This is a genomic window from Pantoea sp. X-Soil-OKNW-556 (assembly GCF_059730695.1).
Genome location: NZ_AP035991.1, coordinates 210,557 through 232,690, shown reverse-complemented (window position 1 = coordinate 232,690; position 22,134 = coordinate 210,557). Strand labels below are relative to the sequence as shown.

The 22,134-nt window shown below is 57.5% G+C and carries 19 protein-coding genes; 15 read left to right on the top strand and 4 right to left on the bottom strand.

Translation table 11 applies throughout. The annotated features are described in order from the left end of the window. Nucleotides 1-156 precede the first annotated feature (156 nt). From AC6I8T_RS21725 to AC6I8T_RS21685, 9 genes are all read left to right on the top strand, one after another. A complete protein-coding gene (locus AC6I8T_RS21725) occupies nt 157-1,062 on the top strand; it encodes an alpha/beta hydrolase fold domain-containing protein (protein ID WP_497834387.1) in 906 nt (301 codons plus the stop codon). A 192-nt stretch (nt 1,063-1,254) separates the two neighbouring features. Next, nucleotides 1,255-2,877, top strand: a complete 1,623-nt coding sequence (locus AC6I8T_RS21720; RefSeq protein ID WP_208725757.1) for a TIGR04028 family ABC transporter substrate-binding protein — start codon at nt 1,255-1,257, stop codon at nt 2,875-2,877. A 12-nt stretch (nt 2,878-2,889) separates the two neighbouring features. Then, nucleotides 2,890-3,831 carry an ABC transporter permease gene (locus AC6I8T_RS21715; RefSeq protein ID WP_497834386.1) on the top strand — a complete coding sequence of 314 codons (942 nt, stop codon included), beginning with the start codon at nt 2,890-2,892 and terminating at the stop codon, nt 3,829-3,831. After that, on the top strand, nt 3,831-4,688 hold the full coding sequence (locus tag AC6I8T_RS21710; protein WP_497834385.1) for an ABC transporter permease: 858 nt from the start codon (nt 3,831-3,833) through the stop codon (nt 4,686-4,688). The genes AC6I8T_RS21715 and AC6I8T_RS21710 overlap by 1 nt, the downstream gene beginning before the upstream one ends. After that, on the top strand, nt 4,685-6,295 hold the full coding sequence (locus AC6I8T_RS21705; protein ID WP_497834384.1) for a dipeptide ABC transporter ATP-binding protein: 1,611 nt from the start codon (nt 4,685-4,687) through the stop codon (nt 6,293-6,295). Before AC6I8T_RS21710 ends, AC6I8T_RS21705 begins: the two co-directional genes overlap by 4 nt. Continuing rightward, nucleotides 6,292-7,287, top strand: coding sequence for a putative FMN-dependent luciferase-like monooxygenase (locus AC6I8T_RS21700; protein ID WP_497834383.1), 996 nt, complete (start codon nt 6,292-6,294; stop codon nt 7,285-7,287). The genes AC6I8T_RS21705 and AC6I8T_RS21700 overlap by 4 nt, the downstream gene beginning before the upstream one ends. Nucleotides 7,288-7,299: 12 nt before the next feature. Then, nucleotides 7,300-8,403 carry an alkylhydroperoxidase domain protein gene (locus AC6I8T_RS21695; RefSeq protein ID WP_497831068.1) on the top strand — a complete coding sequence of 368 codons (1,104 nt, stop codon included), beginning with the start codon at nt 7,300-7,302 and terminating at the stop codon, nt 8,401-8,403. A gap of 2 nt (nt 8,404-8,405) precedes the next feature. Further along, a complete protein-coding gene (locus tag AC6I8T_RS21690; protein WP_497834382.1) occupies nt 8,406-9,557 on the top strand; it encodes an amidohydrolase in 1,152 nt (383 codons plus the stop codon). Nucleotides 9,558-9,580: 23 nt separating this feature from the next. Beyond that, nucleotides 9,581-10,429: a VOC family protein gene (locus AC6I8T_RS21685; RefSeq protein ID WP_497834381.1), complete on the top strand. Its 849-nt coding sequence runs from the start codon at nt 9,581-9,583 to the stop codon at nt 10,427-10,429. Nucleotides 10,430-10,522: 93 nt separating this feature from the next. On the opposite strand, the gene AC6I8T_RS21680 is transcribed toward AC6I8T_RS21685, so the two are convergent. Continuing rightward, on the bottom strand, nt 10,523-11,299 hold the full coding sequence (locus tag AC6I8T_RS21680) for an ABC transporter ATP-binding protein (protein WP_208725782.1): 777 nt from the start codon (nt 11,297-11,299) through the stop codon (nt 10,523-10,525). Between the two features lie 195 nt (nt 11,300-11,494). On the opposite strand from AC6I8T_RS21680, the gene AC6I8T_RS21675 reads away from it, so the two are divergent. From AC6I8T_RS21675 to AC6I8T_RS21665, 3 genes are read left to right on the top strand one after another with little or no spacing between them, the layout of a single operon-like run. Next, a complete protein-coding gene (locus AC6I8T_RS21675) occupies nt 11,495-12,556 on the top strand; it encodes an ABC transporter substrate-binding protein (RefSeq protein WP_497834517.1) in 1,062 nt (353 codons plus the stop codon). 10 nt (nt 12,557-12,566) lie between these two features. Next, complete coding sequence (locus AC6I8T_RS21670) at nt 12,567-13,574, top strand: ABC transporter permease (RefSeq protein WP_208726606.1); 1,008 nt, start codon at nt 12,567-12,569, stop codon at nt 13,572-13,574. 23 nt (nt 13,575-13,597) lie between these two features. Beyond that, the gene (locus tag AC6I8T_RS21665; protein WP_244634058.1) at nt 13,598-14,113 is read left to right on the top strand and encodes a pyridoxal-phosphate dependent enzyme; all 516 of its coding nucleotides are present in this window, start codon (nt 13,598-13,600) and stop codon (nt 14,111-14,113) included. 45 nt (nt 14,114-14,158) lie between these two features. Here AC6I8T_RS21665 and AC6I8T_RS21660 read toward each other — a convergent pair whose 3' ends face one another. Further along, entirely contained in the window at nt 14,159-15,208 is a 1,050-nt protein-coding gene (locus AC6I8T_RS21660; protein WP_208725784.1) for an ABC transporter substrate-binding protein, read from the bottom strand. A gap of 213 nt (nt 15,209-15,421) precedes the next feature. On the opposite strand from AC6I8T_RS21660, the gene AC6I8T_RS21655 reads away from it, so the two are divergent. Both AC6I8T_RS21655 and AC6I8T_RS21650 read left to right on the top strand, forming a co-directional pair. Next, the gene (locus AC6I8T_RS21655; RefSeq protein ID WP_208725786.1) at nt 15,422-16,561 is read left to right on the top strand and encodes an acyl-CoA dehydrogenase family protein; all 1,140 of its coding nucleotides are present in this window, start codon (nt 15,422-15,424) and stop codon (nt 16,559-16,561) included. 178 nt (nt 16,562-16,739) lie between these two features. Further along, entirely contained in the window at nt 16,740-17,258 is a 519-nt protein-coding gene (locus AC6I8T_RS21650; protein WP_208726608.1) for an SRPBCC family protein, read from the top strand. Nucleotides 17,259-17,322: 64 nt separating this feature from the next. Here the strand turns inward: AC6I8T_RS21650 and fhuE are convergent, their stop codons facing one another. Together fhuE and AC6I8T_RS21640 are read right to left on the bottom strand one after the other, a co-directional pair. Continuing rightward, nucleotides 17,323-19,521: a ferric-rhodotorulic acid/ferric-coprogen receptor FhuE gene (gene fhuE, locus AC6I8T_RS21645; RefSeq protein WP_497834380.1), complete on the bottom strand. Its 2,199-nt coding sequence runs from the start codon at nt 19,519-19,521 to the stop codon at nt 17,323-17,325. 392 nt (nt 19,522-19,913) lie between these two features. After that, nucleotides 19,914-20,801: a LysR family transcriptional regulator gene (locus AC6I8T_RS21640; protein ID WP_208725789.1), complete on the bottom strand. Its 888-nt coding sequence runs from the start codon at nt 20,799-20,801 to the stop codon at nt 19,914-19,916. A gap of 125 nt (nt 20,802-20,926) precedes the next feature. Between AC6I8T_RS21640 and AC6I8T_RS21635 the strand changes: the two genes are divergently transcribed. Continuing rightward, on the top strand, nt 20,927-22,057 hold the full coding sequence (locus tag AC6I8T_RS21635) for an L-dopachrome tautomerase-related protein (protein ID WP_208725792.1): 1,131 nt from the start codon (nt 20,927-20,929) through the stop codon (nt 22,055-22,057). Nucleotides 22,058-22,134: the final 77 nt, after the last annotated feature.

The window sequence follows — 22,134 nt, the reverse complement described above, 5'->3', positions numbered from 1 at the left end:
CGGCTAGTGTGGAACGGGGAATAACGTTCGTAAAACAACAAAATCGACAAAGTGAATTAAGAAAATGGAAATGGTCAGCCCTGTTCAGTTACACAGGAATGCAACATACTCGGGCAGGTCGAAATGGTTCGGCACCGCTAAATGGAGATTGCGTACATGACAACAGCCATCGAAACACACCACCCTTTGTCCGCCGCAGACCGCACGCAGGAAGTACAAATCCTTGCGGCGCTGGAGCAGCATCGCAACACTTTCCAGGGATCTATCCCGGAGTGGTATGACGCGCTGCTGGAACAAACGCCGATCGCGGCAGGCATGATAACGGAGCCGGTCAATACCGACACCGTCAATGGCTGGTGGGTGACGCCGGAAACCGCATCCAGCCAGCGGGCGTTGGTGTTTATCCACGGCGGTGGCTATGCTCTCGGCAGCGCACGCGCCTATCGCGGTTTTGCCAGTCAGATAGCGGCACGCACCGGTATCGCCACTTTGGTGCCGGACTACCCGTTGACCCCGAATCACCCTTTCCCGGCAGCCCCCCAGGCCATTTCCCAGATTCCGACATGGCTCGCAGCGCAAGGGATCACGCAATATGCCTTAATCGGTGATTCGGCTGGTGCTGGCCTGGCATTGGGCTTATTACAAAACCCTGCCGTGTGTGCTGAAGTGAGTTCAGCCGTGGTGTTTTCGCCGTATCTCGATCTGGCATTTACTGGCGATTCGTTCAATAACCCGGAGACGTACGATCCGATTTTCCGCCCGGAAGTCCTGACCCAACTGGCCGCAACTTACCTGAACGGTAACGATCCCACCACGCCACTGGCCTCACCACTATACGGCGTGCCGGAAGTATTACCACCGCTGGCGATTCAGGTTGGAACCGATGAGTTGTTGCTGGATGATGCCACCCGTTATGCCGCAGCGGCTGCCGCGCGGGGTGGCGAGGTACGGTTGGATATTTATGAAGGGATGCATCATGTGTTTCAGGGCGATATTGCCCTCGGCGCGGCGCGTCATGCGCTGGATGCAGCGGCCGCATTTATTACGCGTCACTGGCGTTAATTCTGCGCGATAAATCGCGCCGCTACCGATCGTTCGCTTTGTAGCGCGCGCGATTTATCACGCATTTTTACCCACCCCGCCATTTATTTTTTCCGGCAAAGCTTAGTGCATTTCCTTTGTTCAACTCCGCGCCGCGGCATTCGATGATGAAAACCGCCCGTCGGGTAATTGATAACAAAGGAATTCACCATCATGAAGCAACGTTTTCACTTGCAGGCATTAACTTTCGCCCTGCTGACCGGGATCTTTAGCGCGCAGGCAGCCGACACGCCGGTAAAAGGCGGGACGCTGATTTATCTGGAACAACAACCGCATACCAACCTCTATCCCCCCGCTGGCGGATTCTACCCGAACGGCGGCATTCTCAATCAGATTACCGACAAACTCACCTGGCAAAACCCAAAAACTTTGCAGGTTGAACCGTGGATAGCCGAAAGCTGGAGCAGCAACGCCGATAAAACCGAATACACCTTTAAAATTCGTCCGGGCGTGACCTTCTCCGATGGCACACCGTTAGATGCCAACGCCGTGGCAAAAAACTTCGATACTTACGGGCTGGGTAATAAAGCGCAGCGCCTGCCGGTTTCTGAGGTGATCAACAACTACGATCACAGCGAAGTCATTGATCCTCTGACGGTGAAGTTTTACTTCAAAAAACCGTCGCCGGGCTTTTTACAGGGCACCGCCACCATCGGCTCAGGGCTGGTTTCCCTGAGTACCCTGCAACGCAGTTTTGACCAACTTGGCGATGCACGCCATATCATCGGTTCCGGGCCGTTTGTGGTCAGCAATGAACAACTGGGCCGTGAAGTCGACCTGGTGGCGCGCAAAGATTATCACTGGGGGCCAAAAAACATTCAGCAGCAAGGCCCGGCCAATCTCGACGGCATCAAAATTATTGTGACGCCTGAAGATAGCGTGCGTATCGGCGCGCTGCTGGCGGGACAGGCCGATTTTATCCGTCAGGTACAGGCGTATGACGAAAAACAGGCCACCGCACAAAACTTCCCGATTTATGCGGCCCCCACGCGTGGTGTCAACGACAGCATCAGTTTTCGCCCGGATAACCCGCTGGTCAGCGATGTGAAGGTGCGCCAGGCCTTGCTGCATGCCACCAATGCGCAGCAAGTGGTGCAAACCCTGTTCTCTCCCAATTATCCGCAAGCGACGTCCGTGATTGCTGCCTCAGCGGCGGGTTACGTCAACCTGAGTGACAAGCTGAAGTACGATCCGGCACAGGCGAAACAGCTGCTGGAGGAGGCAGGCTGGCATACCGACAGCGATGGCATCCGTGAAAAAGGCGGTCAGAAACTGGCGCTGACGGTGTATGAATCCCCGCCTCAACCACAAAACAAAGAAGTGCTGCAACTGGTGGCGCAGCAGTGGCGTCAGGTGGGCGTGGTGCTGACGGTGAAAGCCGGTGATGCGGGCAGCAAAACCCTGGATAACCTTGATCCGCTGAAAACGCCGCTGACGGTGTCGGAAGTGGGACGTGCCGATCCGGATGTAGTAAAAAGTATGTTCTATCCCACCAATCGTGATGCGCTGCTGCAAAAAGGCGGCTCCAGCGACAAGGTGAAAAATTTCCGTGACGACCAACTGAACAGCTTGCTGGTCAATATCTCGGCGGAAGTCGCACCACGAAAGCGTCTGCAATTAACCGCAGACGCCCAGCGTTACCTGCTGGACCACGCCTATGTCATCCCGATCTTTGAAGAACCGCAGGTGTTTGCCGGTGCGCCCTGGCTGAAGGGCATCAGTTTTGAAGCCGTAGGCCGTCCGTCATTCTACGGCGCGTGGCTGGAAAAACACTAACGGGGGCTGACGATGCGACACTCTCTGCTGCACAGGTTGGGACAAAGTCTGCTGGTGCTATGGGCGGCGTTTACCCTGTCATTCTTTCTGCTCCAGGTGCTGCCGGGCGATGCGATTCTGATTAAGTTTCAGAACCCGGACCTCGGCCTCAGCCCGGCGCAAATTGCGCAAATGCGGCTGGCGTACGGGGCCGACAGCCCGATCTGGCAGCAGTATCTCCATACCCTGCTGGCGATGTTGCGTGGTGATTTTGGTTATTCGGTACAGGCTGGGGTCGCGGTGAGCGCATTGATCGCCAGTAATCTGCCAGCCACCCTGAGCCTGGCACTACCGGGTTTTCTGTTGGCGGCATTGCTGGCGTTTGCCCTGGCGGCGTTGTCACGTCTGCCGGGCCTGCGTGGGCTGCGAACATTTTTGCAATCAGTCCCGGCGTTATTTATCTCGTTACCCACCTTCTGGCTCGGCATCGCCTTGATCCAGATGTTCTCCTTTCAACTGCGCTGGATCCCGGTCATCAACCCTTCCCCTCTTCAGGGCTTGATTCTGCCGGTGATCACCGTGGCGATCCCTATCTCCGCGCCGCTGGCGCAGATTTTGTTGCGCAGCATTGATGAAGTCGCTACCCAACCCTTTGTCGCGGTGGCGCGCGCCAAAGGGGCCAGCGAAAACCGGGTGTTATGGCGTCATGTGCTGCGCAACGCGCTGCTGCCGGTACTGAACATCGCCGGTTTACTGCTCGGCGAATTGATTGCCGGGGCGCTGATTACCGAAACCGTGTTTGGCCGCAGCGGGCTGGGCCAACTGACGCAACAGGCGGTCAACAATCAGGATGTCGCGGTACTTCAGGCGGTGGTGATGATCTCGGCGCTGGGGTTTGTGCTGATTAATTTGCTGGTGGATGTGTTGATGCCATTGCTCGATCCCCGTTTGCAACCTATTCCAGGAGGCCACTGATGAGTCTGGTGGATTACGCAGCCGCACGCCGTGGCGAACGCGTGTCTGGCCCACGCGCCAGGTTATCGCTACAACCGGGTTTGTGGCTGGCGTGGGGGGTGATAACGCTGGCGCTGTTAGCCGCCCTCGCGCCGGGACTGCTGACCCATTTCAGTCCCACCGCAGGCATCGCCGGCGCGCAGCGATTGCCGCCGCAGGCCACTTACTGGCTCGGCACCGACCAACTCGGACGCGACCTGTTCACCCGCATCGTGTATGGCGCGTCGCAGTCGCTGGCGGCAGCCTTTGCCGCCGTGGCAATGGGGTTTGTCGGCGGCACCACGCTGGGGGTGATTGCCGGGGCCGTCGGACGACGTACCGAAAGCGTGCTGATGCGGCTGGTGGACGTGTTGCTCTCCATCCCTTCCTTGCTGCTTTCCCTCAGCATCCTGATTTTGCTGGGATTTGGCACAATTCATGCGGCACTGGCGGTGGGTATTGCTTCGGTTGCCAGTTTTGCCCGCCTGGCGCGCGGTGAAGTGGTACGCGTCAGACGCAGTGAATATGTCGAAGCCGCATACGGCAGCGGCGGCAGTTTCTGGCGCGTGTTATGGCGGCACATTTTACCCAATTCGCTGACGGCGGTGGTCGCCTTTGCCGCTCTGCAATTTGGTCAGGCGATTCTGGCGCTCTCCACCCTGAGTTTTCTCGGTTATGGCACCCCACCACCGACACCGGAGTGGGGATTGTTAATCGCGGAAGGTCGCAATTATCTCGCCACCGCCTGGTGGCTGACCCTGTTTCCCGGCATCGTGGTGGTCGCCGTGGTGCTGGCAGCCAACCGCATCAGTCAACAATTGGCCGGAGGCGCAAAATGAGCGCATTGCTGACCCTTGAAAACCTCACCCTCAGCTATCGCCAGCAGGGGTTATGGCGTCCGGTGGTGCATAACGTCAGCTTCAACTTGCAGGCGGGCGAAATGGTGGCGCTGGTCGGCGAGTCCGGCTCCGGTAAAACCACCACGGCTCAGGCGATTATTGGTTTGCTGGCGGAAAATGGTCGCCGCGACCACGGGCGGATTCTGCTTAACGGCACTGATATCAGCAACTGGTCCGCCAAACGGCTGGATAGCCTGCGCGGGGTGCGCATCAGCCTGGTGCCGCAGGACCCTGGCAACTCGCTCAACCCGGTCAAGACCATCGGTGAACAGGTGGGTGAGATGTTGCAACTGCATCTGCGCATCAGCCGTCAGGAGCGGCAGCAGCGGGTAATTGAGTTACTGAGCCGCGTCGGCCTCAGCCATCCCGAGCAGCGTGCTGCCCAGTACCCGCATCAACTCTCGGGTGGGATGAAGCAACGGGTGTTGATCGCAATTGCCCTCGCCCTGCGCCCGCAAATTATCATCGCCGATGAACCGACCAGCGCGCTGGATGTGACGGTACAGAAGCGCATTCTCGATCTGCTGGATGTGCTACGCCGGGAATCCGGCACCGCCGTGCTGTTCGTCACACACGATCTGGCGCTGGCCGCGGAACGGGCGGATCGTTTGCTGGTGTTTCGTCACGGTGAGATTCAGGAACAGGGTGACACCGCGCGAGTGATCCATGCTCCGCAGCATCCCTACACCCGCCAGCTTTTGCAGGATGCTCAGCTTAATCGCCTGGCACAGGCTCCGCAGGTGAACGCGGCGTTTTCCACCCCGGCGATACAGCTTTCTGCCATTGGTAAACAGTTTCGACTGGGACGACGGCAGCAGTTTCATGCCCTGCGCGAGGTCAGCGTCAGCGTACCGCGTGGCACCACCCACGCGCTGGTGGGTGAGTCCGGCTCAGGTAAAACCACCCTGGCGCGCATTCTGGTCGGTTTTGAGAAAGCCGACAGTGGCCGCGTTGTGATTGATGGCATTGACGCCAGCGGCCTGAGCAGCGAAGCACGTCGCCAGCTGCGACGCAAAATTCAGTTCGTTTATCAGAACCCGTACGCATCGCTCGATCCGTGCCAGACGCTGTTTGCCATCATCGAAGAACCGCTGCGCAATTTTGAGCGTCTGAGTCGTGACCAACGCCGTCAGCGGGTTGAGGCGGTAGCGCAACGCGTGGCACTGCCGCTGGAGCTGCTGACACGCAAAGCACGCGAATTGTCCGGTGGACAGCGGCAGCGGGTGGCGATCGCCCGCGCGCTGATCCTCGAACCGGCCATTCTGGTGCTGGATGAAGCCACCTCAGCGCTGGATGTCACGGTGCAGGCGCAGATTTTGCAATTGCTGCAACAGCTCCAACGCGATCTTGGCCTGACCTATCTGTTTATTACTCACGATCTCGCTACGGTGCGGCGGCTGGCGCATAGCGTCACCGTGCTACGCGCCGGGGAAGTGATAGAGCAGAGTGACGTTGTCACCTTGTTCACTGCCCCACAGCATCCCTACACCCGGTCATTGATCGAGGCGATTCCCGCTTTCCGTCCGCTGATTAAGGAGTCTGCATGACGCGCAAACGCATTGGTTTTTTTACCCGTCTGCTGGATGAAGGCAGCGCCCAACAGCGCTACCGGCTGGCGACCGAACAGATTCAACACGCCGAGCGCTGCGGCTTAGACAGCGCCTGGATCGCGCAACACCATTTTCATGAGCACGAAGGCGGGCTGCCTTCCCCGCTGGTGTTTCTCGCCTATATGGCCGCACATACCCGCACCATCCGTCTTGGCACCGGCATCATTACCCTGCCACTGGAGAATGCGCTGCGCGTGGCGGAAGACGCGTCAGTGCTGGATTTGCTCAGTAACGGGCGTCTGGAGGTCGGTTTTGGCTCCGGAGGCACGGCGACCTCGTTTCTGCCGTTTGGTCTGACAATCGAGCAACGCGCGCCTTTTTTTGCCGAACAATTGCATAGCGTATTGAGTGCCTGGCGTGGCGATAGCCTGGCGCACCCCGATAACCATCTTTATCCGGCGGCCACTTCATTGCCACAGAGGGTGTGGATCGCCACCTTTTCGGTGGAGGGAGCCGCACGCGCCGGTCAGGCGGGGCATGGTTTGATGCTATCGCGTACCCAACCGCGTCCCGCCGAACAGCCCGATTTGCCGCTGGATGCGTTGCAAAACCCGATGATCGACGCCTATCTGGCGGCGCTACCGGCAGGGATTGCGCCACGTATCCTCGCCTCCCGCACCGCCTTTGTCGCGGATTCCAGCGGCTATGCGCGGCGTCTGGCGCAAGCCGGTTTGCAGCGTCAGGCCGACCAGTTTCGCGCCAGTGGACATCACCTGTTCGGTGATTCACTGGATGACCATATTCGGCAGTTTGACGCCCATCTCGGCGATGTCGCAGCGGTGCAGGCCTCACTGGCGCAGGACAGTGTGCTGGCGCGCGCCACCGATATCACCTTCCAGGTGCATTCGATTGATCCTCCCCACGCCGATATTTTGCGCTCGATTGAACTGATTGCCGACCACATCGCGCCACAACTGCGCAATGCTTAACAGGAGAAAGAGATGTCTCAAGTGAATGATTTGCTCGCGGCACTGGCCGATATCGATCCGGCATCGGAACTGGCGCAGGCGCGTGCCCAACGCGATGCTGCCACCCGCCATACTCAGGGCAGCTATGAGGTGCTCTTTGGTCAGCATGACGACGATTTCCCGCTCCCGGCGCGTTTTGCACTGGCGGCACAGGTGGCGGCCTGGCATGGCGAAGTGGCTTTGCAGGCGCATTACCAGCAGCAGGCTTCGGGCGCGCAGCATAGCGCGCGCGATGAGGCGGCGCGTGCTTTTGCCGAACGCCTGAGTTTCCGTCCTGTCGAAGCAACACCGCAGCATATTGCCAACCTGCACAGCGCCGGCTGGACACCACGCGGCATCGTCACGCTGGCGCAGTTGGTCGCCTTTGTCAGCTTCCAGAGTCGGCTACTGGCCGGGTTCCGCTTACTTAACGGCGACAGTTTAGCGTCTACACAACACGCGGTAGCCGGTATCTGGCATAACGCCCCGCGCACCCATAGCGGGAAAACCGCCCTCACGGCTTTCACGCAGCAGGAACTGGGCTGGGAACCCTGGCTGGCGGCTAAACCGTTGCATGAATTTACCACCGAAGAAAAAGCCACGCTGGCGCGCTTTGGTCACAGCGATTCTGATTACTTCCGCCTGTTGGGTCGCAACCTGCCACTGCTGGAACAGCGTACCCTGACCGATAAAGGCATCTTTTATACGTCCGGCGGTTTAGCGCGTGCGGAGCGTGAGCTGGCAGCCACGGTAGTGAGTAAAGTCAATGGCTGCATCTATTGCGCCTCAGTGCACGCACGTAAAGCCAGCCAGTTAGCGAAAGATGATGCGGCGGTGCAAAAGCTGCTGAATGTGTCACCTGGCGCGGAGTTATCCCACGGTCAATCGCCGCGCTGGCAGGCCATCATTGATTTCAGCGCCGCACTCTCCGTCACTCCCGCCAGTGCCAGCCAGGCACAGCTACAGGCGCTGCGCGCGCAAGGGCTGGACACCCTGCAACTGCTGGATCTGGTGCAGTCCACCGCCTTCTTCGCCTGGGCCAACCGTCTGATGCTAACCCTCGGTGAACCCTTTCTCCCCGCTGATGCTCAAGGATAACCATGACGGCCATTTCCACAGAACAACTGATCCACTGGCGACGTGAACTGCATCAGCACCCTGAGTTATCCAATCAGGAACACGCCACCACCGCACGGATTACCCGCTGGCTGCAACAGGCAAACATTCGCGTGTTGCCGCTCGGCCTGAGCACCGGGGTGGTCGCGGAGATTGGTCAGGGCGACGCGGTGATTGCGTTACGCGCTGATATTGATGCCCTGCCGATTGAGGAATTGACGCAGCAACCGTGGCAATCCCAACAGCCGGGCGTGATGCATGCCTGTGGTCACGACCTGCACAGCAGCGTGATGCTGGGGGTGGCGCATCAGCTCAAACGCATTGAAGCGCAACTGCCTGGCCGGGTACGCATCCTGTTTCAACCCGCAGAGGAAACCTTCAACGGTGCACAGCAGCTGATTGATGCAGGCGCGCTGGAGGAGGTGCAGGCGATTTTTGGTTTACACAACGCGCCAGATTTGCCGGTTGGCACGCTGCGTACCCGTGGCGGTGCGATGTACGCCAATGTCGATCGTTTTCAGATCAACATTAGCGGCAAAGGCGCCCATGCCGCGCGCCCGCATGAGGGCATTGATGCGATCGTTATTGCCAGCCATATCGTCACCGCGTTGCAACATCTGCCCAGCCGGGTATTCAGCGCGCTGGCATCGGTGGTGGTCAGCGTGACGCGTTTTACCGCAGGCAATAGCTGGAATGTGTTGCCGCATCAGGTGGAGCTGGAAGGGACGGTGCGTACCCATGATGCCGCCATCCGCGCAGAGATTCCGCAAAGAATCCGCAGTCTGATTGCCGGTATCGCCGCAGGCTTTGACGGTGGCGCCGAGCTGGTGTGGCAACCTGGCCCACCTTCGCTGATCAATACCCCGGCGTGGGCAGAGGTGGCGCTGCATCTGGCGCAACAGCAGGGATATGACATCCATACCGCGACACCGCAGATGGGCGGCGAGGATTTTGCCTTTTATCTGCATCAGGTGCCGGGGGTATTTGTCAGCATCGGCAGCGCCAGCACACACGGGTTGCATCATCCCGCCTTCGACCCGGATGAAGCGATGCTCGCCCCGGCGGTGCAATATTTTACGGCCCTGGCACAGCGGGCGCTGGCTGAGGTGCAGCAAGCGCAGGAACTGGCCTCGTGACGGTGAGAACAAGGAGAAAACCGATGGCGATAACCGTTCCGCTGCCACGTCTCGATCATGTGGTGATCAACGTGGCAGATCAACTCGATGCAGCCAGCACGCTGTTTCAGCGGCTGGGTTTTCAACTGACCGAACGTGGTCACCACTCGCTCGGGTCCAGCAATCATCTGGCGGTGTTTGGCGAGAATTATCTGGAGTTGCTGGGTTATGAAGCGGCGCGCGGCAATCTGCGTCAGGATCTCTGGCAGTCCCCCCTCGGATTGAGCGGCCTGGTGTGGAAAAGTGATGATGCTGACGCAGTGTGGCGTTATCTGGAGAGCCTGGATATTGATGGCGAGCCACCCGCCAGTTTTTATCGGCCGGTGACGCTGCCGGATGGTTCAGCGCAACAGGCTCGCTTCCGTACCGTGCGTTTACGCAGCGATCTGGTGCCGAATGGCCGCAGCTTCTTCTGCCAGCATGAAACACCGCAGGCGGTCTGGCAACCGGCATGGCAGCAGCACCCGAACGGGGTCAGCAACATCGTCGAGTTTGTGGTGGTGGCGCAGGATCCGGCAGCCGCCGCGCTGGTGTATAGCCGGCTGTTTGGTGCCGGACGGCTGGTGGCCTGTCAGGAAGGGGCTTTTGTGCTGAAAGCCGGTGCCGCAACGGTGCGCTTCGCTGCCGCCGAGTACGTGGTGAAGCGATTTAACAGCCTGCCGGACGATTACGATGGCAGCGCACGCATGGCGGCACTCAGCCTGCACACCCTGGACCTGAGTAAGGTGAAAGCCTGTTTGCTGCTGGGGGACGTGCCCTTTAGCGAGGCGGAGAACGCGGTGAGGGTGGCGGCCGAACACGCGTTCGGTGTCGCGTTACGGTTTCAGCACTAAACACCTTGCGCGATAAATCGCAAAACATTGCGCGATAAATCGCGCCGCTACGGGGGAGTATGACGTGTAGCGGCGCGATTTATCGCGCGTTTCTCAGGCTGCCGCTCGCTCTGCCCCCAGCAGATCGAGAATGCGGCTGCGCAGCGCCACCAACTGTGCATCGTCGCGACGGCGCGGCCAGGGTAAATCCACCGTGATGATATCCAGCACTTTCGCCGGACGCGGGCTGAACACCACCACGCGATTCGCCATGACCAACGCTTCTTCCACATCGTGCGTCACCATCAGGGTGGTGAATTGTTGCTCCTGCCACAAATCGACGATCTCCTGCTGCATACGCAGGCGGGTTAATGAATCCAGCTTACCCAGCGGCTCATCCAGGATCAGCAGACGTGGATGATTGACCAGCGCCCGCGCCAATGCGGCACGTTGCGCCATACCGCCGGATAACTGGTGCGGCCAGGCACGGGCAAACTGCGTCAGGCCGACGCGATCCAACATCGCATTGATACGCTGTTCCCGCACCGTGCGGCCCTCACCACGGATTTGCAGGCCAAGACCGACATTGTCGTACACCGTCCGCCACGGATAGAGCGTGGGGTCCTGAAACACCACCACGCGCGACGGATCGGGCGCGGTGATGGCGCGCCCCTCTTCCGCCAGCAAGCCGCTGACCGGTTGTTCGAGGCCAGCCAGCAGACGCAGCAGCGTCGATTTGCCACAGCCCGACGGCCCGAGCAATGCCACAAATTCTCCGGCGGCAACGTGCAGATTAATATTTTCCAGTACCGGTAACGCCCTGCCTTCAAGGCTGAAATGGTGGCTGACTTTTTCTATCGCAATATTCACCCCTGACAGTTCACCCGCCATATATTTGCTCCCACTGTTCAGAAAAATAAAAAATAATTAGCACGCGCCTTCTCGCCCACGAAATAGCAATTTCGGCAATCAATACCCCCGAAAAACATAAAGGGAAATCGCATGAAGACATGCGGGATTGTTATTTGGTGGCGCAGTCAGGCTTTGCCATAGTGCCTGAAGTGATTTTTTTACATGGAAGGAATGATGGCAATGCACAATATCTCTCTCACTCGCCGCCGCTTATTACGTGGATTAGGTTTGCTGGGTGCCGCTAGCGCGGTAAATCCGACGGTATTTGCGGCGGATAACACGCTGAAAACCGTCAAACTGGCCTGGGGGCAAACCGCTGTCTGTCAGGCCCCCATTTCCGTCGCGCTCAAACAAGGTTTCTTTAAAAAATATGGCCTGAATGTTGAGCCGGTTAACTTTAGCGGGCCAACCGATGCGCTGTTGCAGGCAATCGCGACCGGACAGGCGGATGGCGGCATCGGCATGGCGCTGCGCTGGCTTAAACCGCTCGAGCAGGGTTTTGATGTCGATCTTACTGTCGGTACCCACGGCGGTTGTATGCGTCTGCTGGCACCGCAAAACAGCGGTATCCATCGGGTGAAAGATCTGGTGGGCAAATCCGTGGCGGTGAGCGACCAGGCCAGCCCGATCCGCAACTTCTTCGCCATTCAACTGGCGAAACAGGGCATCAATCCTGATACCCAGGTGAACTGGCTGCAATATCCCTCTGACCTGTTCGGGGAAGCCCTGCGCAAAGGTGAAGTGCAGGCGCTGGCGACCGACGATCCCCAGGGCTGGTTGCTGAAAAAGCAGCATAACCTGGTGGAGGTGGACAACAACCTCAACGGGGAATACGCCCACCTCACCTGCTGTGTGCTGGGCCTGCGTGGCTCGCTGGTGCGTGACGATCCGGCCACCGCGCGGGCAATCACCCAGGCGATTGTCGATGCTCAGCAGTGGACCGCCGACCACCCCGATGAAACCGCGCGCATTTTCCAGCCGTTTGTCCCCGGCTCAGTACCGGTAGCGGATATTGCCGCCATGCTGCGCGAGCATACGCACCATCACCACTCCACTGGCGCGCAATTGCGCAGTGAAGTCGCGGTGTATGTCGATGAATTGAAGAAAATCAATGTAATCCGGCCAGATACGGATGCGCAGCGCTTTGCCGAGCACTACGTCCCGCAGTTGCTGACCGAGTCCTCCAGCCACCAGCACGCCAGCACCCTGGCGTCGATGAGTAACATGTCCAGCTAAGGAGACAATGATGGCCAGTGAAACGCTGACGATAACCCGCAGTCAGGCAAGCGTACGCCGGGTGCAGCCCGCCATCTGGGGTGCGCTGGTGTTGTGGTGGGCGCTGGTAGCGCTGATGGTGGCGGTGCCAGATAAGCCAGTTGGCTTCGCTGCGCCGCGTTTTGTCGATCAAACCCATGAACTGTTTGCCGCTCTGGCGGGGTTACTCAGCGTGCTGGCGATTATTGCCGGTCTGTTTCCCCGGTTGCAGGCACTTTCCCCTCTCAAGCGCAGCGGCCCCTGGCTGATGGTACTGGCAGTGCTAATCGGCGTGTGGGAGATCGTCACCGCCAAGCTGGCGTTGCTGCCCGCCCCCTTCTTTGCGCCACCGCGCGCGCTGATTGAGGCGTACGCCACCGACTGGCCGCGTCTGCTTGACAGCGTGCTCAACTCGCTGCGCCTGCTGGCATTGGGGTTTCTCTACGGTAGCCTGGTTGGCTTTGTCACCGGTGTCGCCATCGGTTGGTCGCGTGGGTTGGGATATTGGGTCCATCCGATTTTACGCTTCCTTGGGCCGGTGCCCTCAACGGCGCTGTTGCCGCTGTCACTCTATTTCTTCCCGTCCAGCTTCTCGGCGGCGGTATTTTTGATTGCGCTGGCAACCTGGTTCCCGGTGACGGTGCTGACCTGGTCGGGCGTCGCCAGTGTCGATAGTCGTTACTACGATGTGGCGCGCACCCTGGGGGCAAACGCGTGGTTCCTGGTGCTGCGGGTGGCAGTCCCGGCCGCGTTACCTCATCTGTTCGTGGGTTTGTTTATGGGATTGGGTGCGTCGTTTTCGGTGCTGGTAGCGGCGGAAATGATGGGGGTGAAATCAGGCCTTGGCTGGTATCTGCAATGGGCGCAGGGCTGGGCGGCTTACGCCAATATGTATGCCGCGCTGATCGTGATGGCGTTGTTGTTCTCCTCACTCATCTCCCTGCTGTTCCTGATTCGTGACCGCACTCTGGCGTGGCAGCGTAGTGCGGTGCAATGGTAACCCCTGACTACATGAGGTCGACTATGGTGGCAAAGATTGCTGGTTCCATCACCGAACTGATTGGCAACACTACGGGTGGCACCCTCACCGGCACCGGACGCTACCTGAAGGCGCAAAATCCGGCAGTGCAGATCATCGCGGTGGAACCCGGTATCGCTTCGCAGCCCAGCGAATTACGCCCGGAACCGCTGGAGATCACCGGTGTGCATGCCTTCAGCAACCAGACGCCGGAACGTATCCCCGCTAATCTTGACCATCGCGTCTATGACGAGGTGATTGCGGTAGACACCTGGCAAGCCTACGCCGCCGCACGGCAACTGGCGTTAAGTGAAGGTGTGCTGGTTGGTGATTCGTCCGGTGCGGTGTTGTGGGCGGCGCAGCAGGTGGCGGCACGCGAGGAGAACCGAGGCAAACGCATCGTGTTGTTACTGGCGGATGGCGGCAGCAGTGACCTTTCAACGCAGCTTTATGCTCACCAGGTTCCGGCGGAAAGCCTGAAACTGGCGAGTGCAGTGCAAACCTCGCAGAAGATTGCCTGATTACGACCGTAACGGCGCGATGCGCAAGGTATCGCGCCGTTACGGTCAGACCAATACATTCGAGGTAATCCCTTTGGCGAACAGCAGCGGATCGGTTTCTGGTCGCAATACGTTGATGGCTTTCAAATCCCGCGCATAGATATCAATCTCTTGTACAAACGCATTGCCCACCGAGTAATGGCCGTGGGTATGGGTTTTCAACACGCTGGCGATTTCCTGTGGCGTGGTGTTGAGCGCTTTGCCGTTAAACGCCTGAGCGACGACCTCCGGGTGTTGTGCGGCGTAAGCGTGGGCCTGCAAAATCGCGTGGGTGATCGCCGCAGCGACGTCCGGCTGATCGCGGATCAAACTGCCACGCGTCCCCACCACGCAGCAACTCAGGTTGGCGTATTCATCCATCAGGTTGGTCGCCACTTCGCGATAACCCGGCTGCTGGGTTAAACGCCACATAATCGGGTCGGAGCCGCTGGCGGCCTGAATCTCGCCTTTTTGTAACACCATCGGCAGCAGGTCCTGCGGAAAGACGCGCCAGTTCACGTCGGTAGTGGGATCAACGCCGTGCTTTTTCAGCAGCAGCGAGAAAAAGTTCTTATCCGCGCCAGCCATATCGGTCACCCCAATGGTTTGGCCTTTCAATTGTTCCAGCGAACGCGGGCCATCATCACGCGTCAGCAGGCGCATACAGCCACCGTGGGTTCCGGCGGTCAGCTTGACATCAAAACCCTGTTCCAGCGCCTTTAGCCAGCGCAGCGCCATGCCAATCGCCGCTTCAGCCTTACCGGTGGCGATCGATTCCAGTAACAGTTCAGTCGAGTTGCCAAAATTGACGAACTCCACTTCGAGGTTGTGCGCTTTAAAGAATTGATGCTGGTCGGCCACCACCACCGGCGCGAGGCAAATGGCGTTCAGATTGACCGCCATGCGAATGTGGGTGGGTTTAGCCAACGCCCATTTTCCCGCTCCGCCCTGCAATAAATCGCCGGACATGTGCATTCCGGCCATCGCATCGTCAGCGAACACCTGGCCTGGTGCCAACATAGCGGCAGCGGAATAACTGAGAAAATGGCGGCGTGAAAGTGAATAATTAACTGGCATGGTTTTACTCCCAAAAATAAATGCAGGTTGAGATGTTGTTGCTGTAATAATTCTTTTCAGGAGCAGGCAGGTTAATCGTAATTAACCGTGGCAACCAGCCGCAGAATTATGCCGATTACGCATGTGGTTATCCGCTTTATTGCTTTTACATCCCCGGCATAAAAATAAACAATCAGACCTTATTAAAAATATGCATGAATAAGGCGGCACGTAATGGCGGATAATATTTCTCTGCTCAACGAAATTTTACCGGTGATGACCCGTTCGTTAGAAAGCCAGGCAGCCGCCGTGGATGAAAACGGCGATTTTCCCCACGCCATTTTTGCGCTGCTGCGCCAGCACGGTTTGTTGCATTACGCGTTGCCGCTGGAAGCCGGTGGCAGCGGTGCGACGTTGCGTGAATGTCAGGCGGTTATCGCTGCCGTGGCACGCGGAGAGCCTTCCAGCGCGCTGATTCTGATCATGCAATATCTCAATACCCGCCGTCTGGGCAAAGACGCTGACTGGCCTGACGCCGTACGCCAGCAGGTTGCCGCCAGCGTTCGGCAGCACGGTGCTTTAATCAATGCGCTTCGGGTGGAACCCGAGCTGGGCACTCCGGCACGCGGGGGGTTACCGCGTACCCGGGCACGGCGTACCGCCGAGGGCTGGCGTGTTAGCGGTGAAAAGATTTACTCCACCGGCAGCCACGGTTTGCACTGGTTTCTGGTGTGGGCCAGCAGCGATGATGCCGATCCGCTGGTCGGTGGCTATCTGATACCCGCCAGCGCGCCTGGCATCCGTATTATCGAGGAGTGGGATCATCTGGGTATGCGTGGCACCTGTAGCCATCGGGTGGTGCTGGATGAGGTGCTGATCCCCTTCGATTACGCGGTGAACGTCGCCCCCTGGAGCACACCCAAACCGGGATTGAGTGACGAGGAGCAGATATGGATGGCAACGCTGCTTGGCACCCTGTATGACGCCATCGCCCGAAGCGCGCGCGACTGGTTTATCGCTTTCCTGCAACAACGCGTTCCGGCCAACCTTGCCGCGCCACTCGCCTCCCTGCCTCGTTTTCAGGAGATAGTGGGACGAATCGACACCCGGTTGTTTACCAATGCCTGTTTGCTGCATAGCTGCGCGCAGGGAGAGATCGCCAGCGCGCATGCCTCCCAGGTGAAACAGGTGGTGACGGAGAACGCCATCCACGCTGTACAACTGATGGTGGAGAGCATCGGCAACCACGCCTTAACCCGCCAGAATCCGTTACAACGTCACTTACGTAACGTGTTGTGTGGCCGTATCCATACGCCGCAGGATGACGCTATCTTCACTTCGGTGGGAAAAGCCGCCCTGGGCGCGGCGACATAACATCCCCTGTAGTGGCACAGTTTTGTAACAGCGCGATGAATCGCGCCGCTACGCATGGAGGCACCCGGCATGAGATAAAAAACAGTGATATCAAATATCATAACTATCAATTTCACTTATATGAAAAACAGGCTCATGCTAATCCCATCAAAACACATGAGAGGTGATTACCATGAAAATGAATGCCATTGTCTGGCCGGAAGGCTTTATCCCCGGTTTTACCGATAACTACTGTTCTAATGAAGTGATTGTTGCGGGTCTGTCTGCCGCAGACATTTGGCCGCTGCTGGTGACACCGGCGCTGTGGCCGACCTACTACAAAAACTCCGCCAATGCCCGTTTCTACGACAACAAAGGACCGGTACTGGCACAGGATGATCGCTTCTACTTTGAAACCTTTGGTTTCCCGGTTGAAGCCCGCGTAACAGAATACGTTGCGCCGTCAGCCGATGAAGCGGGACGTGTTGCGTGGCACGGCTGGGCTGGCGAAGAAGGGGCGGCAGATCGCCTTGATGTGCTGCACGCCTGGCTGGTGGAAGATTTATCTGACAACCGTGTGCGCATCCTGACCCAGGAAACGCAAAACGGTAACCCGGCGAAAGAGCTGGCTAAAGCCCAGCCGAACCCGATGATTAATGGTCATCAGGACTGGCTGGATGGCCTGGTGGCCGCCGCCAGAGCGCAAAAAGGTCAGTAATATTCATTCGTCGCGGCGCGATTAATCGCGCCGCGACAGAAGACGCCGCAGAGGCGTCTTATTATCAGAAGCGGAAAGTCGCGCTGACCGAGAAGTTTCGCGGTTCACCGTAGACAATGCCGCCGCTGCCGACGTTGGTGTCGTACTCTTTGTCAAACAGGTTATTCAGGTTGGCCTGTAAGCTAACGTTTTTGGTGACGTCATAACGGGCAAACAGATCCACCAGCGTATAGCTACCCTGACGGGCACGCCAGGTGCCATTGCCGTCCGGACCACTCACATCTCCCCAGGTTTTTGATTGCCAGGTCGCGCCGCCACCCAGTGTTAACGCGTCCAGTTGCGGCAGGCGATAGCTGGTGAACAGGTTGAACGAGGTGCGTGGCAGCTGCGAGTTGTAGGCATCGCCATTACGATCTTCCGCCAGATAGGTGGTGCCGCCGAAGGTCATCTGCCAGTTATCGGTCAACGCACCATTGACTTCAAATTCGACGCCTTTGCTGACCACGCCATTCTTGCCTTCATAAATGGTGTTGCCGGTGCTGGCATTCACCTGCCCGGTGCTCACCGCAACATTGTCCAGCTCAGAACGGAATACGGAGAACGTGGTGGTCAGACGGCTGTTATACCAGTCCGATTTCACGCCAGCTTCGTAGTTTTTGCCAATCACCGGGGAGAGGTAACCACCGGAAGCATCCTGATAATCCTGCGGCTGGAATACCGAGGTGTAGCTGGCATAGGCTGACCAGTTATCCGAGATGTCATAAATCACACCACCATAGGGGGTGATGTTGTTTTTCTCCATCTCTGCACTCATGGTCTGGCGGTTCCAGTTGGTATAACGGGCACCGAGGATCACATGCAGTGGATCGGCCAGAGAAATGCGTGTCGCAAGATAGGTCGATTTCTGCCGCACCAGTTGGCTGTCGCTGGACTCGGTACGCGGGTTCCAGTCGGTTTCCGGGTACTGTCCGTTGAAATCGCTGTAGTCACCCAACTGGGTTGGAGAGATATTGTCCCAGGCGCTGTAGTATTTGTTGTCCTGGCGGCTGTAGCTCACGCCCACCATCAACTCATGCTGACGACCAAAGAGTTCATACGGACCGCTGGCGAAGGCATCCACCGCATCGACTTTACGTTTTCCGGTGTTATAACCGGTGCCACCGATGACTGGATAGTTGGCATACGGCGAGGTGCCGATACCGGTGGATTTATCGAAATAGCCATCGACATACAGCATCTTACTGTCGAGAAACATCTCGTTGTGCGTGCCGTTCAGCGTGATGTTCCAGCCGTTATCGAAGTTTTGTTGCAGATTAACAAAGACCTTTTTGTTCTCTTTGTCGTTATAGGCCCAGTCCGGCGCGGTGTTATAACCACGGCGGGTACGAATCTGCGTGCCGTCGGTGTACCAGCGCGGCGCACCACTCCACATCGGTGAATCAGTATTAACCTGGCTGAATTCATAACCGACCGAGAGTTTGGTGGAATCGGTCAGATCGGCGTCCACCACGGCATAGACAAACTGTTTCTGGTTATTGTAACGCTCGATAAAGCTGTCACGGTCCTGATAACCCGCCACCACGCGACCACGCACGCGGCCATCTTCGCTCAGCGGTGCGGAGAGGTCAGCAACATAGCGTTGCTTATTCCAGCTGCCATAGCTGGCTTCAAGGCTGCCGGTAAATTCTTTGCTGTCGGCGTGTTTGCGCACCATGTTGATGGCGGCTGAAGGGTTGCCCGGACCGGTGAGCAGGCCAGTCGCGCCACGCACCACTTCCACGCGCTCATAAAGGGCCATATCGGTCTGCACATCGCCGAGGTTCCAGCGTGAAGCAAACGCGGTGGGAATGCCGTCGATCATGTAGTTATCAATCAGGAAGCCACGCGAATAGAACAGTGGGCGGTCCATATCCTGACTGACACTTTTGATACCGGTGGTATTTTTCAGCACGTCATTCAACGTTTGCAACTGCTGATCTTCCATACGTTGCTTGCTGATAATGCTGACTGATTGCGGAATATCACGCGCGGTCAGCGCCATTTTGGTACCGGCACGGGTCACAGGCACGCTGTAATCCTGTGCGCCCTGCTCCTGCTGGTCGGCATTCGTGGCACTGGCATTAACCGTCAGCGTTTGTTCTTTATTGGCCGTATCTGCCGCATGGGCGATACCCGAGGTAATCAACATCGCCAGCATTGACAACCGCAGCACGCGCTGCGAAGTCCGGGCGTGTTCCCTGACGCGCTTTTCTTCGAAAGACATAATATTCCTCAATTTTTTGTTATTAATGACGACATGCCCGCTGGCGTCTGCTGGCATCCGGCCATAAATAGCTGTTGAAGAATAACGGTCAGGAGGAAATAAGCGCCTGACTGTGCCGTCCCGGCACGTACAGTGCGACAGTAAAGATGTCGTCAAGAAAGCAAATGAGAAATATACGCATTAAGATTTTCATTGCAAGTAATTGTTTCCAGTTGCGTAGAATTTTTTCGTGGAAAAATCACTTATTCTTCAATGATTAAGGAAAGATGAGAGTTTCTGATGGCAATCATCACTCAAGGAAAGCTCCGTAGCGGCGCAATTTATCGCGCGAGCCGTTGCGTATTGAGGCAAAAGCGCGATAAATCGTGCCGCTACGGATCACGAAGATCGTATTACCAATGCCAGCGTTTTTCCGCTAAATCAACCAGTAAACGTGAGGCGGGGGAAAGCTCGCTCAAAGAGCGGAACTGCCAGCCAAAGGTTCGGGGCATGGTGACCAGCGGCAGAGGAATCTCCACCAGCGAAGCATCTTCGCCCTCGCCTTTCAGCAAACGCCGCGAGAGAAAACTCAGCAATTGCGTACTGGCGATGACCTGACGCAGCGGCGACAAGGTATTACTTTCCATTTGTACGCGCGGGGGCGCATAGCCTCCGCTGCGTAAACGTTGCTCCAGCCACTGACGCGTCGCCACCTGCATGGAAGGCAACAGCCAGTTAAATTGATCAAGCTGTTCCGGTGTCGGATGGATATTCGCCAGCGGATGCCGTTTGCTGGCGGCAATCACCACCGGATCGTCAATCAGCGGGCGGGTAATAAACTCGCTGTTGCCATCCGGCAAATAACCGAGGATGAGATCGATCTTGTTTTCCCGCAGCATTTTTTGCAGCAAGTCATTCATCCCCACGGTCACTTCCAGCCGTGCCGTTGGCGCTTTATGTAGCAAATCACGACTCAGCATTGGCAGCATAAATTCTGCCGCGGTGGCAGCCACGCCGAGGCGGATCACCCCCGCCGTCCCTGCCCCCAACGCCTGTAAATCCTGGCGCGTCACCTGCATCATGTGCACGACTTTTTGAGCACGTTCACAAAGTAGCAGTCCCGCTTCCGTCAGTTGCATGCCACGCCCGACCTTCAAAATCAGTCGGGTGGCGTAGAACTTTTCCAGCCGCTGCAAACATTTGGTCAGCGCAGGCTGAGTGATACCAAGGGATTGCGCCGCTTTACCCAGATGCCCGGTCTCCTTCACCGCCAGCAGATAATGCAGATCTTTCAGCTCCATTCATTCCCACCAGGAATTAATTGATAAAAATCAGAGAATATAATTTATCACTCCGGACTGCCAGGATGGAAAGACATTAACAACAGAGCAACAAATAACCTGCCATGTTCAGAAGGAAGATAAGGATGAAGCATTCGCTGCAAGCGCTGATCGCGGCGCTGACCGTAACCGTCGCCGCACCGCTACTGGCACAGGATACCCTGCCGGTTAAGCTACCCACCCAACAAGATAGCCGCCTGCAACAGGTGACCACCTCCCCACGGGTGTGGAATGGCATCACCGTCAGCCACGATGGCCGCATTTTTGCCTCTCTGACCCAATCGGAGGGCAGCGGTTTACAGCTGGCTGAAGTGGTGAACGGTCAGCTTAAGGCGTATCCCGATGCGGCCTGGAATCAATGGCAGAGCACCGATCCTGAGCATCATTTCTATCACGTTAATGCCCTGCGGATTGGCCCGGATGGCGATCTCTGGGTGATGGATGCCGGTAACAAAGGCATCGGCACCGGCGATCACGCGGTAGCAGGTGCAGCCAAACTGGTACGCATCAATCTGCAAAGCGGCAACGTGGTCGGCAGCTACGTGTTTAACGCTCCGGTACTGAAAGCCACCAGCTATCTGGATGATGTGCGTTTCAATGGGGATTACGCCTATCTGACCGATCCCGGTGCGGTGGGGTTGGTGGTGTTAAATATGAAAAGTGGTAAAAGCTGGCGCGTACTGGATGATCATCCGCTCTCTATCGATCATCAACCAATCTATGCCGACGGCAAAAAACTGTTCCTGCGCGATGGCCGGGAAAAACGTGTTGGCCTCGATCAGCTGGAAGTCTCACCTGATGGCAAATGGCTCTACTATCAGGCTATTCCCGGACCGCTGGCGCGCATCGAAACCCGTTATCTGAATGACGAGAAACTTTCACCGGCTGACGTGGCACTACACGCTGAGAAAGTGCGCGACACCTGGAGCACCGGCGGCACGGCGATTGACGCCGCGGGCAATATCTATGCCTCGGATATCAATACCCGCAGCATCAAACGCATTGCGCCGGATGGTGCCGTGACCACGGTGATTCAGGATCCACGCCTCGTTTGGATTGATGCGATGTGGATTTCTAAAGGGGCGTTATGGATGCCTTCGGCACAAATTAACCGCACGCCTGCCACCACCGGCGGGAAACCTTCAACCGTAGAATATCCGGTGAAACTTTATCGCCTGCCATTACCGATTGCGCCTTCACCACGCGATCACGGTTAATTTATGCGCCCGGTTGCAGTGGCCGGGCGTGTTTTATTTCTTCGCGATATGGTTGAGGAGCGCAAATAATACCGCGA